The sequence below is a fragment of the Streptomyces sp. NPDC058051 genome (assembly GCF_042885475.1).
Classification (GTDB): domain Bacteria; phylum Actinomycetota; class Actinomycetes; order Streptomycetales; family Streptomycetaceae; genus Streptomyces.
Genome location: NZ_JBHVRW010000011.1, coordinates 96,377 through 110,085 on the forward strand (window position 1 = coordinate 96,377; position 13,709 = coordinate 110,085).

Below are 13,709 nucleotides of genomic sequence, written 5' to 3' on the forward strand. Positions count from 1 at the left end.
GGCCCGTCCGGCGATTGCGCTCCGGGGTGCGGCCGACCACCACGCACCATGTGGCCATGACCCTGGACCGCCCCGCCTACCGCATCAAGCGGCGTCTGCTCGGCCGAGCGCTCACCACCGAGCGCATCAGCGAGGAGAAGCTGAACAACCGGACGGCGCTCGGGGTGCTCGCCTCCGACTGCATCAGTTCGTCCGCGTACGGCTCCGAGGAAATGCTCCGGGTCCTCGTACCCGTCGTCGGAGCCGCCGCGTTCACGCTGCTCATGCCGGTGACGGGCGCGATTCTGCTCGTACTGATCCTGCTCACGCTCTGCTACAGCGATGTCGTGATGATCTACACCCGGGCGGGCGGGTCCTATGTCGTCGCCCGGGAGAACTTCGGGCCGAACATCGCGCAGATCGCCGCCGTGGCCCTGCTCGTCGACTACATCGTCACCGTCGCCGTCCAGGTCTCGGCCGGCACCAACGCCCTGATCTCGCTCGCCCATCTGATCGGCGAGAACTTCACCGGGCTGGACCATGTGCAGCTCCCGGTCTCCGTCGCCGTCATCGTGCTGCTCGCCTACGGGAACCTGCGCGGGGTCCGGGAGGCGGGCCGGGCCTTCGCGCTGCCCGCGTATCTCTTCATGGCCGCCGTCGGCCTGATTCTCGTCGTCGCCGCGCTGCGCGCGCTCACGGGCGAACTGCCCCACGCCGACCTGCACGCCGACGGGGTCGTACCGCTCGGCACCCCGGGCAACGGCTGGCTCTACGGCGCCTCGCTCTTCATCGTGCTGCGCTCGTTCGCCAACGGCGGCTCGTCCCTCACCGGGCTCGAAGCGATCTCCAACGGCATCTCCACGTTCCGTGAACCCCAGGGCCGCAACGCCCGCCGCACCCTCATCGCCATGTCCGCGATCCTCGGCGTCCTCGTGCTCGGCGTCTCCACGCTGGCGCACTTCACCCATGCCGTCCCGTACACCGACGGCACTCCGACCGTGATCGCGCAGGAGGCCCATCTCGCGTTCGGCGGCGGACCGCTCGGGACGATCGGGCTGGTCTTCGTGCAACTGGCGACCGCGCTGGTCCTCTACACGGGCGCCAACACCCCGTTCACCGGCTTTCCGTACCTCGCCAGCTTTGTCGCCAAGGACCGGTTCCTGCCCAGGGTGCTGACCCGGCGCGGGCACCGGCTGGCGTTCTCCAACGGCATCATGGCGCTGGCCGTCGTCTCGTTGGCGCTGCTGGTGGTGACCGGAGCCAGCGTGGACAAGTTGGTGGCGCTGTACGCGATCGGCGTGTTCACCGCCTTCACCATGGCCGGGGCCGGGCTCACCGCCTACCATCTGCGGCGCCGTGAACGGCACCGACGGCTCAAGATCGCGGTCAATGGGACCGCCGCGGTCATCTCGGCCGCGGTGGTGCTGATCTTCGCCGTCACCAAGTTCACCGAGGGCGCCTGGCTGGTCGTGGTGGTCTTCCCGCTCGGGGTGTGGGCGCTGACGCGGATCAACCGCGAGTACCGGCGTGAGGCGGCAGCGCTGGAGAGCATCCAGGCTCCCGGCGCCGACCGGCCGCAGACCCGCCGCCATCTGGTCATCGTCCTGGTCGAGACGCTCGACCTGGCAACGCTGAAGGCCCTGCGGTACGCCCACGAGCTGCACCCGGACCGGATCCGCGCGGTGCACTTCGCGATCGACGAGGCGTACGGCAGAAGGCTGGCGGCCCGCTGGGAGGCGACCGCGGCCACGTCCGTGCCCCTGGACCTGGTGGACTGCCCGGACCGGCGGCTGCGCCACGCGATGAAGGAGCTCGCGTCCCGCATCACGGAGGACGGAGAGACATGGCTGACGGTGCTGGTGCCCCGGCGGACGTACCGCAACACCCTCGGGAAGATGCTGCACCGGGGCACGGGTGAGCAGATGGCCAAGACGCTGGCGCAACTGCCGCATGTGGCGGTGACGATCCTGCCGTTCGACGTCTCGCGGGCGCTGCGGTCGCTGGAGGAGGGGCACGCGCCTCAGCCGGACTGAGCCCGCCCGCTCTTCTCCGCGTCGTACACCTCGCGGGCCGCCTGCACGGCGTCCAGGCTCCGCTCCGTCCAGCGGGCCAGCGCCCACACCTGCTCGGCGGCCTCCCGGCCCAGACCGGTGAGCGAGTAGTCCACCCTCGGCGGTATCACCGGCTTCGCGTCCCGGTGGACGAAGCCGTCGCGCTCCAGCGTCTGGAGGGTCTGCGCCAGCATCTTCTCGCTGACGCCGCCGACCTCGCGGCGCAGTTCGCTGAAGCGGTAGGAGCGGTCCAGCAGGGCGGCGAGGACCAGTACGCCCCAGCGGCTGGTGACATGTTCGAGCACCAGCCGCGAGGGGCACATCGGCCGGTTCACATCGGGCTTTCCACTCACGTCACTCACGCTCATGCCAGTACCTTACTTCAAGGTGGGTACTTTCGATTGGTTAGTGCACCTCGTACAGTGAGTTCCAAGCCCGCATGAGGACAAGAGCCACCCACGAGGAGAAACCCCCATGAGCATCGTTGTCACCGGAGCGACCGGAGAGCTCGGCCGTCTCGTCATCGACCAGCTCCTCGCCGCCGTGCCCGCGAGCGAGGTCGTCGCCGTCGTCCGCGACGAGGAGAAGGCCGCCCCGTTCGCCGCTCGCGGCGTCGAGATCCGCCTCGCCGACTACAACCACCCGGAATCCCTCAAGGACGCCTTCCGCGCCGGTGACCGCGTGCTGCTCATCTCCGGCAACGACGTCGGCAGGCGCGTACCGCAGCACACCGCCGTCATCGACGCGGCGAAGGCGGCGGGCGTCGCGCAGCTCGCGTACACCGGCGTGCTCGGCGGTCCCGACGCCGACTTCGAGCTGGCCGACGACCACCGGGCCACCGAGCAGCTGATCCTCGACTCCGGGCTGCCGTACACGTTCCTGCGCAACGGCTGGTACACCGAGAACTACACCGCCAACCTCGCCCCCGTCCTGGAGCACGGCGCCGTGGTCGCCAACGCGGGCGCCGGCCGGGTCGCCTCCGCCACCCGCGCCGACTACGCCGCCGCGGCGGCGGCCGTGCTGACCGGCGAGGGCCACATCGGCGCGGTCTACGAGCTGAGCGGCGATGTCGCCTGGTCGTTCGAGGAGTACGCCGCGCTGGTCGCCGAGGCCACCGGCCAGGAGATCGTGTACAAGAACGTCCCGGCCGCCGTGCACCAGGAGATCCTCGTGGGGGCCGGTCTGCCCGAGGGCTTCGCGGCGATCCTCGTCGGCGTCGACGCCGCCATCGAGCGGGGGCGGCTCGCCGGCACGAGTGGCGACCTCGCCCGGCTGATCGGCCGCCCGACGACGCCCCTCGCCGAGACGGTCGCCGCGGCGGTGGCTGCCGCGTAGGCGGTGTCCTCGCATGTCGCCCCGCCCCCCGCATCGCCCCGCATCGGGAGCGACGCCGGGGGCGGGGCCGATACCGGGGCGACGGCCGTCTCACCGTCGTATCCCTCGCCCCGGCGTCGCGTGACGTCGCCGTCCGGAGCGGCGGTCAGGACTTCCGTACGTACTCGGCCGGTTCCGCGGTCGCGTCCATGCTGTACTGCAGCGCGCGACGGTGTCGAGCGCCCGGGCGATGCCGAAGTCGATGACGCGCGGGCCGTCGACGGTCAGCAGGATGTTCGACGGTTTGAGGTCACGGTGCACCAGGCCCGCGCCGTGGATGGCGCGCAGCGCCCGGGCGAGCCGCCCGGCCAGGGACTGCGGTGTGGCCTCGGGCAGTGGCCCGTAGCCCGACTCGACGACCTGGTGCAGTGAGGGTCCGGGCACGTACTCGGTGGCCACCCAGGGTGCCGCGGCCTCGGTGCCGGCGCCCAGCACCGACGCCGTCCACTCACCGCCCACCCGGTGCAGCGCGGCGACCTCCTGGCGGAACCGGGCCCGGAACTCGGGGTCTTCGACCAGCGCCGCCTTGACCGCCTTCACCGCCGCGGCCCGCCCGCCCGCGGAACGTCCCAGGAAGACCTGGCCCATACCACCGGCACCCAGCCTGCCGATCAGCGTGAAGTCCCCATCCGCCGCGGATCCCCCGGCTCCAGGACGTGCATCCGTGCCCCGCTCTCCCCCGTGTGCGTCAGCTCGCTCTGCGCGGCAGCGACCTTACCGATTCGAACAGAAGCTGTCCCCCGGTGCCCGTACCGCCGTCGCTTGATCTGTCCGACGTGAACTCCCGGATACCGAAGGGGAGTTCACCCGGTCACCGCCGTCCACCTCGACACTGGATCCGCGCCGGGCGGGCCGGCCGGGCCGGCGGCACCTCATGTCATGACCGTATGGCGATACGGCTATGACACCGGGCCCTCCCGGCGCTACCGTCGTGCAGTCGACGCGGCAGTTGACACGATCGAGCCGGGAGGGTCCGTGAAGGGGACGAATGAACAGCGGGCCGGACTGCTGTCCGGCATCGGCGCCTACAGCATGTGGGGCGTCGTCCCCTTGTTCTGGCCGCTGCTGAAGCCCGCCGGCGCGATCGAGATCCTGGCCCACCGCATGGTCTGGTCGCTCGGGGTCGTCGGCATCGCGCTGCTGGTACTGCGCCGCTGGTCCTGGATCGGCGCGCTGGTCCGGCAGCCGCGGAAGCTCGGCCTGATATCGATCGCGGCGGCCGTGATCACGGTCAACTGGGGTCTGTACATCTGGGCCGTGAACAACGGCCATGTCGTCGAGGCGTCGCTCGGCTACTTCATCAATCCGCTGGTCACCATCGCCATGGGCGTCCTGCTCCTCGGCGAACGGCTGCGCCCCGCGCAGTGGGTGGCGGTCGGCACCTCTGTCGTGGCGGTGCTCGTGCTGGCGATCGGTTACGGACGGCCGCCGTGGATCTCGCTGGCGCTGGCGTTCTCCTTCGCGACGTACGGGCTGGCGAAGAAGAAGGTCAACATGGGCGGCCTGGAGTCGCTGACCGCCGAGACCGCCGTCCTGTTCCTGCCCGCGCTCGGCTATCTGCTGTGGCTGGGCGCGCAGGGCGATGCGACCTTCGCCTCCGAGGGCGTCGGCCATGCGGCCCTGCTGGCCACGACGGGGGTCGTCACGGCCACGCCGCTCGTCCTGTTCGGGGCGGCGGCGATCCGCGTTCCGCTCTCCACGCTGGGCCTGCTGCAGTATCTGGCGCCCGTCTTCCAGTTCATCCTCGGCATCCTGTACTTCCACGAGGAGATGCCGCCGGAGCGGTGGGCCGGGTTCGCCCTGGTGTGGCTGGCTCTCACCCTGCTGACCTGGGACGTGTTCCGGACGGCTCGACGGACGAAGGCGCAGGTGCAGGCCCGTACGACAGCGGCGGCACAGGCGACGGCCCAGCGGAAGTCGTCGGCTGCGGATTCGCCGCCGGCCGGAGACTCGCCTTCGGCCGGAGACTCGCCGTCGGCCGGGGGCTCGGCATCGGCCGGAGACTCGCCGTCGGCCGGGGGCTCGGCATCGGCCGGAGACTCGCCGTCGGCCGGGGGCTCGGCATCGGCCACGGATTCCGCTTCACCTTCCTCGGCCGCGACTCCGACCCCCTGAGCGGCGCTCCACCACCCCGGGGCGACGAACACCACCGGCCGGCCATCGGCACTCAGCTTTAGTTACTCGGTTGCTTTTTTAACTCGGTTACGTTTCTCTGGATGTCCACGGACCGCGACCGAGGAGTCTCCATGCCCACCACCGCACCCCTCACTCAGGTACTGATCGTCGGCTCGGGTCCGACCGGCCTGACCCTGGCCTGCGATCTGGCCCGGCGCTCCATCGACGTACGGATCATCGACAAGTCCCCCGCGTTCCCGCGCAGTTCACGGGCCAAGGGCCCCAACCCCCGCTCCCTGGAGGTCCTGGAGGACCTGGGCGTCGTCGACAGGGTGCTGGCCGCGAGCTCGGCCCCGCTGCCCATGCGCAAGTACCGGAACGGGCTGCCGGTTGCCGACGCGGACCCGTTCGGGGCGTCGCACCCGACGCCGGACACTCCGTACGACCGACCTCGGCTGATCGCCCAGTGGCGGCTGGAGGAGATCCTGCGGGACCGCCTGGGGGAGTACGGCGTGCGGGTCGAGCTGGGCTCGGAGGCCGACGCGCTGACGATGAGCCCCGACGCGGTGACCGTCGGTCTCGCCGACGGCCGGAGCATCGGCGCGCGGTACGTGGTGGGCTGCGACGGCGGCCACAGCCCGGTGCGCAAGCTGCTCGGCGTCCCGTTCGAGGGAAAGACGCACGAGGAGCAGGTGATGGTCTGCGGTGACGTGGAGGTGGACGGCCTCGACCGCGGTCGCTGGCACCAGTGGTTCGACGAGGACGGCGCCGTGATGCTGTGCCCGATCCCGGGTACGGAATCGGGCTGGTGGTTCCAGGCGGGGCCGGAACGAGACCCGGCGGGAGCCCCCGTACCCCCCTCGCTGGAGAGCTTCCGGCGGCTCTTCGCCCGGCACACCGGACTCCCGGGCGCCCGCCTGTCGCACGCCACCCTGCTGTCCACCTACCGGGTCAACGAGCGCCTGGCCGAGCGATACCGGGTGGACCGCGTGCTGCTGGCCGGGGACGCCGCGCACGTGCACTCCGTCGCGGGCGGGCTGGGGATGAACACCGGGATCCAGGACGCGTTCAATCTGGGCTGGAAACTCGCCCGGGTCGTCACCGGCCGGGCGGAATCCGGCCTGCTGGACACGTACGAGGAGGAGCGGCTGCCCGTGGCCTCCTGGGCGCTGGACATCAGCTCCGAGCGGCTGCGGGCCACGCTCGACGCGATCACGCGGCCGGGCGGCGGCCTGGACTCGGCGGTCACCGGCGAAACCATGGGACTCGGCCTGGGCTACCACTGGAGCCCACTCTCCCCCAGCGGCTCCACCTCCCGCCTGCGGGCGGGCGACCGCGCCCCGGACGCACCCTGCCGCCACACCGGAACAGGTCTGGCAACCCGCCTGTTCGAGACGTTCGCCGGACCCCACTTCACCCTGCTGGGCTTCGGCCCCGGCACGACGGACACGCTGCGGGCGGCGGCGGACGCGTACGGCGACACGCTGCGGGCGTACGGGGTGGACGCGCACGACGACACGACGCAGGGGGACAGGGCGGACGGGGCGGACGGAGTGGACGCGGGAGCCCGTCACGACCTGACCGACGACGCGGGCCACGCCCGCTCGGCGTACGGCGTCGAAGCGGGCACCGACATCCTCGTGCTGGTCCGGCCGGACAACCACGTGGGCCTGATCGCACCGGCCGACGACGGCCGGGCCGTCACGGACTACCTGGCCCGCGTGGACCACTTGGGCCGGGCGGGCGGTACGGCATTCAGGCGGCTTTGAGCAGCGCCACGGCGAGTGATCCCGTAACTACCGTCGGTTTATATTCTTCTGACATGTTATGAACCGACTTGCATACACGTCCGGGAACTCCCGGATGCTTCTGCGCACCGTCACCGCAGCCCTGTCCACGCTGACCTTCCTCGCCTACGGCGCACCCACCGCCCGCCCCGACGTACATCCCGGCGACGGCGCGCGTTCCCGGGGCGCGCACACCTTCCTGAATGTCCGTCAGCCGTCCGAGGCAGGAGCGTCGCTCCCGTGCGGCGGAGCGAAGGACAGCCGGCCGGCCACCCTGCACGCTTGATCCCACCGCGTCACGGCGACGATCGACGGTCGACAGCGGGGCGCTCCCGGTGGCGCCCGAAGTGCACGCGAAACCGCAGGAATCACCGCCGACACGGTCGGCACGGGGGACGAGCGGGGGCTCGGCGCCCGCCGCGTTCACCATGTCGGGGTCGGCCGGGGCGAGGAGGGACTATAAACGGATTCCATGACATTGAACTGGAAAGTCGTCATCGACTCGGCCGACCCGCATGCCCAGGCGGCGTTCTGGGCCGAAACCCTCGGCTACCTGGTCGAGGACAACAGCGCGCTGATCGAACGGGTCCTGGGCCTCGGGGCGGCCCCCGAGGAGGCGACCGTCCTGGTCGACGGCCGCAGGGCCTGGCGCGACCTCATCGCGGTCCGGCACCCGGACGACCCGTACGAGGAGGAGAGCGGGATGGGCCTCGGGCGACGGCTGCTGTTCCAGCGCGTACCGGAGGCCAAGACCGCGAAGAACCGGGTTCATCTGGACGTGCACGCAGGCCCGGAGCGACGCGAGGCGGAAGTGACCCGCCTGGAGAGCCTGGGCGCGAAGGTGCTCCGCAGGGTCGAGGAGCCGGGCGGCACGTGGGTCGTCCTCGCCGATCCCGAGGGCAATGAGTTCTGCGTGCAGTAGGCAGGAGGCCCCGTCCGTGCGCCACGGGGGCAGCGCACGGACGGGGCCGCCTGGGGGGGGGTGCCCAGGTGTTCTGTTCGGGGAGGTTGCGGACGGGTGATGCAGGTCTCGCCTGAGGGATCTTGAATGCCTGAGGGATCTTGAATGGGTGAGAGCCTTCCGGGTTCGGTGCGGATTGCGACATCTCCACCGAACGGTCAGAAGGCCGCGTTGTGGCACCACCCCAGTACGTCCCGTGCGGGGGCGATCGCCCGCCGTGTGGCACACCACACCGGACGCCACGAGCACGTCTTCCGACCACGACGCCACTCGTGGCACCACATGGCACCAGATGGCGCCACCCCACACGCCAGAGAGTCCACGACTCCGTGCGGCGCCACATTGACACACATTGACGTCGACACATTTCCGCAGGTCAAAGGGCTCGCGCGAACCCCGACCGACAGCAGCCATCCCTACGGGCTTGCACATGGCGCCATTATGGTGCCATCATGGCGTCATGGACCTCACCCCGTATGTCGACAACCTCCGCCGCGAACTCGCGGTGGCCGCCGAAGCCGGCGGCGAAGAAGCCCGCGAGCTGGCCGAGCGGCTCACCGCTCCGCTGGAGTCGGCGACCCGCCTGACGATGCTCAATGTGCTCTCCGCCGCGATGGACGAGATCACCCGTGAACTCGCCCCCGGCTCGGTCGACGTACGGCTGCGCGGACTCGACCCCGACTTCGTGGTGACGCGGCCGGCGACCGACGAGGCGTACGAGGCTTACGGGGACAAGGGCGGGCCCGCCGAGCCGCTCAGGGCCCCGGCCCCGACACCCGCCGACGGCGACGAGGGCGGCACCGCCCGCGTCAATCTGCGCCTGCCCGCCCACCTCAAGGCGCGCGCCGAGGAGGCCGCGGGCCGTGAGGGCCTGTCGGTCAACGCATGGCTGGTGCGGGCCGTGTCGGCCGCGGCCGACGGCAACACCCAGCCGCGTACGGCGGAGAAGACCCGCACCACCCGCAACGTCGGACAGAGCTTCACGGGCTGGGTGCGCTGACCGCACCCCGCTCGCACCGCCTTCACCCACACCACGTCCCACCAGCAGGGACGCCACCGAGACCCACGAGGACGGAACAGCCATGCCTTCTTTCGACACCCCGCAGCCCATCTCGGTCACCGCCAACGTGGCCGCCGGGTCCATCCAGTTCTCCGCGAGCGACCGCCCCGACACCGTCGTCGAGGTACGGCCCCGCGACCCGAAGAAGGACAAGGACGTACGGGTCGCCGAGCAGACCGAGGTCACCTACGCGAGCGGCGTGCTGACCATCAGGACGCCCAAGGGCCGCTACCTCGTCGGACCCACCGGCAGCGTCGACGTGACTGTCGAACTGCCCACCGGCTCACAGGTCGAGGCGACCGGCTCCTGGACCCAGGTGCACGGCGAGGGCCGTCTCGGCGAGGTCCGCGTGAAGACCTCCTCGGGCGACGTCCGGCTCGACACCACCGGCCCCCTGCACCTGACCGCGTCCCACGGAAGCATCACCGTGGACCACGTCCGGGGCCCCGCCGAGATCACCACCAGCTCCGGCAGCCTGCGCGTCGGCACCGCCGACGGCACCGCCGTCCTGAAGAACTCGCACGGCACCACGACCGTCGGCGACGCGATGGGCGACCTGCGCGTGAGCGGCGCCAACGGCGACATCCTCATCGAGCACGCCGAGGGCTCGGTCACCGCCACCACCGCCCACGGCACGCTGCGCGTCACCGACGCCGCCCGCGGCACCGTCCAACTGGAGACCTCGCACGGCGCCATCGAGGTCGGTGTCCGCGAGGGCACCGCCGCCTGGCTCGACGTCAGCTCCGGCCACGGCCAGGTCCACAACGCCCTCACCGCCTCCGACAGCCCGGACACCACCGAAGACACCGTCGAGATCAAGGCCCGCACCCGCTACGGCAACATCGACATCCGCCGCGCCCGGGCCTGACCCACCCATCTCGCCGACAGAGACCACCATTTCAACGCTCACCACGCCTTCGAAGGGGAGGGCCCCGTGCCTTCATCTGTCATGCCCACGCCCAGGCAGGGCGGCGGCCAGCAGCCGCCCACCGCCGTCTCTGCCACCGGTCTGCGCAAGTCGTACGGCGACAAGACCGTCCTCGACGGCATCGACCTCGCCGTCCCGGCCGGCACCGTGTTCGCGCTGCTCGGCCCGAACGGCGCCGGCAAGACCACCGCCGTGAAGATCCTGTCGACGCTCATCTCCGCCGACGGGGGCGAGGCCCGGGTCGCGGGCCACGACCTCGCCACCGACCCGCAGTCCGTGCGGGCCGCGATCGGTGTCACCGGACAGTTCTCCGCCGTCGACGGGCTGATCACCGGCGAGGAGAACATGCTCCTCATGGCGGACCTGCACCACCTGTCCAAGCCCGAGGGGCGCCGCACCGCCGCCGAGCTCCTGGAGCGCTTCGACCTCACCGACGCCGCGAAGAAGCCCGCTTCCACCTACTCCGGCGGCATGAAACGCCGTCTGGACATCGCCATGACCCTGGTCGGCAGCCCCCGGATCATCTTCCTCGACGAGCCGACCACCGGCCTCGACCCGCGCGCCCGCCACAACATGTGGCAGATCATCCGCGAGCTGGTCTCCGACGGCGTCACCGTCTTCCTCACCACCCAGTACCTGGACGAGGCCGACGAACTCGCCGACCGCATCGCCCTGCTCAACGGCGGCAGGATCGCCGCCGAGGGCAGCGCCGAGGAACTGAAGCGGCTGATCCCGGGTGGGCACGTCCGCATCCGGCTCTCCGACCCGGCGCTGTACCGCTCGGCCGCCTCCACCCTGCGCGAGGCCGTCCGCGACGACGAGGCACTGTCGTTGCAGATCCCCAGCGACGGAAGCCAGCGCGAACTGCGCTCCATCCTCGACCGGCTCGACTCCGCAGGCATCGAGGCGGACGAACTGACCGTGCACACCCCCGACCTCGACGACGTGTTCTTCGCCCTGACCGGCTCCGGCGAGCCCGGCGAGCCCGGCGAGCCCGGCGAGAACAGCCGTAACGGCCGGAACAACGGGAGCAGCAACGACAACCAGCCCAAGGAGGACGTCCGATGAACTCTCTCTCCCTCGCCGTGCGCGACTCGTCCACGATGCTGCGGCGGAACCTGCTGCACGCGCGCCGCTACCCGTCCCTGACGCTGAACCTGCTGCTCACGCCGGTCATGCTGCTGCTGCTCTTCGTCTACATCTTCGGAGACGTGATGAGCGCGGGCATCGGCGGCGGCGGTGCCGACCGCTCCGACTACATCGCGTACCTCGTCCCGGGCCTCCTGCTGATGACCATCGGCAGCACCGTGATCGGCACCGCGGTCTCCGTCTCCAACGACATGACCGAGGGCATCATCGCCCGCTTCCGCACGATGGCGATCCACCGCGGCTCCGTGATCATCGGACACGTCATCGGCAGCGTGCTGCAGTCGATCATCAGCGTGGTCCTCGTCGGCGCCGTCGCCGTGGCCATCGGCTTCCGCTCCACCGACGCCACCGTCCTGGAGTGGATCGCGGCCTTCGGACTGCTCGTGCTCTTCGCCACGGCACTCACCTGGATCGCGGTCGGCATGGGCCTGATCAGCCCGAACGCGGAGGCCGCCAGCAACAACGCCCTGCCGCTGATCTTCCTGCCACTCATCTCCAGCACCTTCGTCCCGGTCGACGCGATGCCGGGCTGGTTCCAGCCGATCGCCGAGTACCAGCCCTTCACCCCGGCCATCGAGACCCTGCGCGGCCTGCTGCTGGGCAGCGAGATCGGCCACAACGGCTGGCTGGCCGTGGCCTGGTGCCTGGCACTGGCCGTGCTCGGCTACGTCTGGTCCAAGTCGGTGTACAACCGCGGCACCACGCACTGAACACCGGAACGCACAAGGGCGGGGTGCTCACTCACCGGCAGGGAGTGAGCACCCCGCCCTCGCATGTCCGCACGTGAATCCGCTTCCGCACAGAACCTCGTGCCGGGAGGGGCACCAGGACCTGTCCGGAGTTGTGATCAGCGGTCGGGACGGCTGGGCCAGGTGGCGGGGACCTCGCGGGGCCGGGACGAGCTCAGGGCCGATGACACCTCACTCGATTCCGAGGGGCTCGATGCCCAGGTCCTCACGCATGAGGCGACGCATCTGCGCCATGGCCTTGCGCCGCCGCTCCATCAGGGGCGCGACGTCGGCGGAGCCGACCGCCGCTCCACGGGCATAGGCGTCGCGCATCGCACGCAGACAGTGGAACGCCTCGTTCCCCGCCTCGACGACCTGGGGCGGGCCCACGAGCCAGAGGCGTTCGCTCAGCGTGTAGACGCCGGTGCCGCGCACAGCCTCCCGCACCGCCGCGTCGCGTGCCGACTCGGACATGTGGTCGCCCAGGGCGACGGCCCGTATCTCCTCACCTGCGGCCTTGAGGGCGGAAACATACTCCGTGTACACCTCGCGCCGTACTTCCAGAGCATGCCTGGCCTCCTCCCGCCGCCACCGGTTGCGGTCGGCGATCAGAGTGGCTGCGATGCCGATGACGGCACCGGTGAGCGTGGAGAGCAGGGGCGTCCAGTCCATGTGTCGCAGCTTGTCCAAACCGGCGCGCCGGCACCAGCGCCTTTCGCTACGAATGGCTGTGCCCGACGCTTTTGGAACACGTCCCCCCAGATATGGCCGTCGTTCAGGCCCGGGTGTAGCCGCCGTCGGCGAAGAGTTCGGCGCCAGTGATGAATGACGAGGCGTCCGAGGCCAGGAACAGGGCAGCATCGGCGATTTCCTCGGGCTCGGCCAGCCGCCCCAGTGGCACGGTGGCTTCGGCGAACTGGTCGGCAGCCGACCCTGCGGCGCTCAGCAAGCCAGGGGTCCTGGTGGATCCCGGGCTGAGCACATTCACCCGGAACTGACGTTCCCGTGACTGGCGGGCCCAGTTGTGCACGAGATTGCTCACCGCCGCCTTCGAGGCGCTGTAGACCTCAAGGTCCTCATTGGGCCGCACGCTGTTGCTTGAGCCGATGACCAGGATGGAGGCGTTCTCCGCCAGCAGCGGAAGCGCCTTCTGAACGGTGAACAGCGGGCCCTTGACGTTGACAGCGAGGACCAGATCAACGTTCGCCTCGGTGTGAGAGCCGAGAGCGGCGTCCACGGCGATTCCCGCATTGGCCACCAGCACGTCGATGCGTCCAGCCTCATCGCGGACTCGCGCGTAGAGGGCGTCCAGGTCGGCCGGCACCGAGACGTCCGCCCGTACGCCGATGGCCGCCGGGCCTATCTCCTTGACCGCCGCTTCGAGGCGGTCGGTGTCCCGGCCTGTCACGAAGACCCGTGCGCCCTCTCGGACGAAGCGGTGGGCTATGGCCAGTCCGATTCCGCTGGTCCCTCCAGTGATCACAGCGACCTTCTCCTGCAGCACACCCGGCATGTCGAACCCCTCAAGTTATGGAATTGATCGTCCATAACGTATGAGTAATGGACGATCGAGTCAA

14 protein-coding genes are annotated in these 13,709 nt (G+C 70.5%); 10 read left to right on the plus strand and 4 right to left on the minus strand.

Going from position 1 to position 13,709, the window contains the following annotated elements:
- Nucleotides 1-56 precede the first annotated feature (56 nt).
- Nucleotides 57-2,012: an APC family permease gene (locus tag ACFVUT_RS19105; RefSeq protein WP_389652438.1), complete on the plus strand. Its 1,956-nt coding sequence runs from the start codon at nucleotides 57-59 to the stop codon at nucleotides 2,010-2,012.
- On the opposite strand, the gene ACFVUT_RS19110 is transcribed toward ACFVUT_RS19105, so the two are convergent.
- Complete coding sequence (locus ACFVUT_RS19110) at nucleotides 2,000-2,398, minus strand: winged helix-turn-helix transcriptional regulator (RefSeq protein WP_389652441.1); 399 nt, start codon at nucleotides 2,396-2,398, stop codon at nucleotides 2,000-2,002. The genes ACFVUT_RS19105 and ACFVUT_RS19110 overlap by 13 nt on opposite strands.
- A 106-nt stretch (nucleotides 2,399-2,504) precedes the next feature.
- On the opposite strand from ACFVUT_RS19110, the gene ACFVUT_RS19115 reads away from it, so the two are divergent.
- Nucleotides 2,505-3,365 (plus strand): SDR family oxidoreductase, encoded by an 861-nt coding sequence (locus ACFVUT_RS19115; protein WP_389652444.1) that lies wholly within the window; start codon nucleotides 2,505-2,507, stop codon nucleotides 3,363-3,365.
- Nucleotides 3,366-3,455: 90 nt separating this feature from the next.
- On the opposite strand, the gene ACFVUT_RS19120 is transcribed toward ACFVUT_RS19115, so the two are convergent.
- Nucleotides 3,456-3,992 (minus strand): protein kinase, encoded by a 537-nt coding sequence (locus ACFVUT_RS19120; RefSeq protein WP_389652447.1) that lies wholly within the window; start codon nucleotides 3,990-3,992, stop codon nucleotides 3,456-3,458.
- A 387-nt stretch (nucleotides 3,993-4,379) separates the two neighbouring features.
- On the opposite strand from ACFVUT_RS19120, the gene rarD reads away from it, so the two are divergent.
- From rarD to ACFVUT_RS19160, 8 genes are all read left to right on the plus strand, one after another.
- On the plus strand, nucleotides 4,380-5,519 hold the full coding sequence (gene rarD, locus ACFVUT_RS19125) for an EamA family transporter RarD (protein WP_389652450.1): 1,140 nt from the start codon (nucleotides 4,380-4,382) through the stop codon (nucleotides 5,517-5,519).
- A 131-nt stretch (nucleotides 5,520-5,650) separates the two neighbouring features.
- Nucleotides 5,651-7,288, plus strand: coding sequence for an FAD-dependent monooxygenase (locus ACFVUT_RS19130; protein WP_389652453.1), 1,638 nt, complete (start codon nucleotides 5,651-5,653; stop codon nucleotides 7,286-7,288).
- A gap of 58 nt (nucleotides 7,289-7,346) precedes the next feature.
- Nucleotides 7,347-7,592, plus strand: a complete 246-nt coding sequence (locus tag ACFVUT_RS19135) for a hypothetical protein (RefSeq protein ID WP_389652456.1) — start codon at nucleotides 7,347-7,349, stop codon at nucleotides 7,590-7,592.
- A gap of 186 nt (nucleotides 7,593-7,778) precedes the next feature.
- Entirely contained in the window at nucleotides 7,779-8,228 is a 450-nt protein-coding gene (locus ACFVUT_RS19140) for a VOC family protein (protein WP_389652458.1), read from the plus strand.
- A gap of 499 nt (nucleotides 8,229-8,727) precedes the next feature.
- Complete coding sequence (locus ACFVUT_RS19145) at nucleotides 8,728-9,267, plus strand: hypothetical protein (protein ID WP_389652461.1); 540 nt, start codon at nucleotides 8,728-8,730, stop codon at nucleotides 9,265-9,267.
- Between the two features lie 82 nt (nucleotides 9,268-9,349).
- On the plus strand, nucleotides 9,350-10,195 hold the full coding sequence (locus ACFVUT_RS19150; protein WP_389652464.1) for a DUF4097 domain-containing protein: 846 nt from the start codon (nucleotides 9,350-9,352) through the stop codon (nucleotides 10,193-10,195).
- Nucleotides 10,196-10,276: 81 nt separating this feature from the next.
- Nucleotides 10,277-11,323, plus strand: coding sequence for an ATP-binding cassette domain-containing protein (locus ACFVUT_RS19155; protein ID WP_389652947.1), 1,047 nt, complete (start codon nucleotides 10,277-10,279; stop codon nucleotides 11,321-11,323).
- Entirely contained in the window at nucleotides 11,320-12,114 is a 795-nt protein-coding gene (locus ACFVUT_RS19160) for an ABC transporter permease (protein WP_389652467.1), read from the plus strand. Before ACFVUT_RS19155 ends, ACFVUT_RS19160 begins: the two co-directional genes overlap by 4 nt.
- 210 nt (nucleotides 12,115-12,324) lie before the next feature.
- Here ACFVUT_RS19160 and ACFVUT_RS19165 read toward each other — a convergent pair whose 3' ends face one another.
- Both ACFVUT_RS19165 and ACFVUT_RS19170 read right to left on the minus strand, forming a co-directional pair.
- The gene (locus tag ACFVUT_RS19165; protein WP_389652470.1) at nucleotides 12,325-12,804 is read right to left on the minus strand and encodes a hypothetical protein; all 480 of its coding nucleotides are present in this window, start codon (nucleotides 12,802-12,804) and stop codon (nucleotides 12,325-12,327) included.
- Nucleotides 12,805-12,907: 103 nt separating this feature from the next.
- Nucleotides 12,908-13,645 (minus strand): SDR family NAD(P)-dependent oxidoreductase, encoded by a 738-nt coding sequence (locus tag ACFVUT_RS19170; RefSeq protein ID WP_389652473.1) that lies wholly within the window; start codon nucleotides 13,643-13,645, stop codon nucleotides 12,908-12,910.
- Nucleotides 13,646-13,709 lie beyond the last annotated feature (64 nt).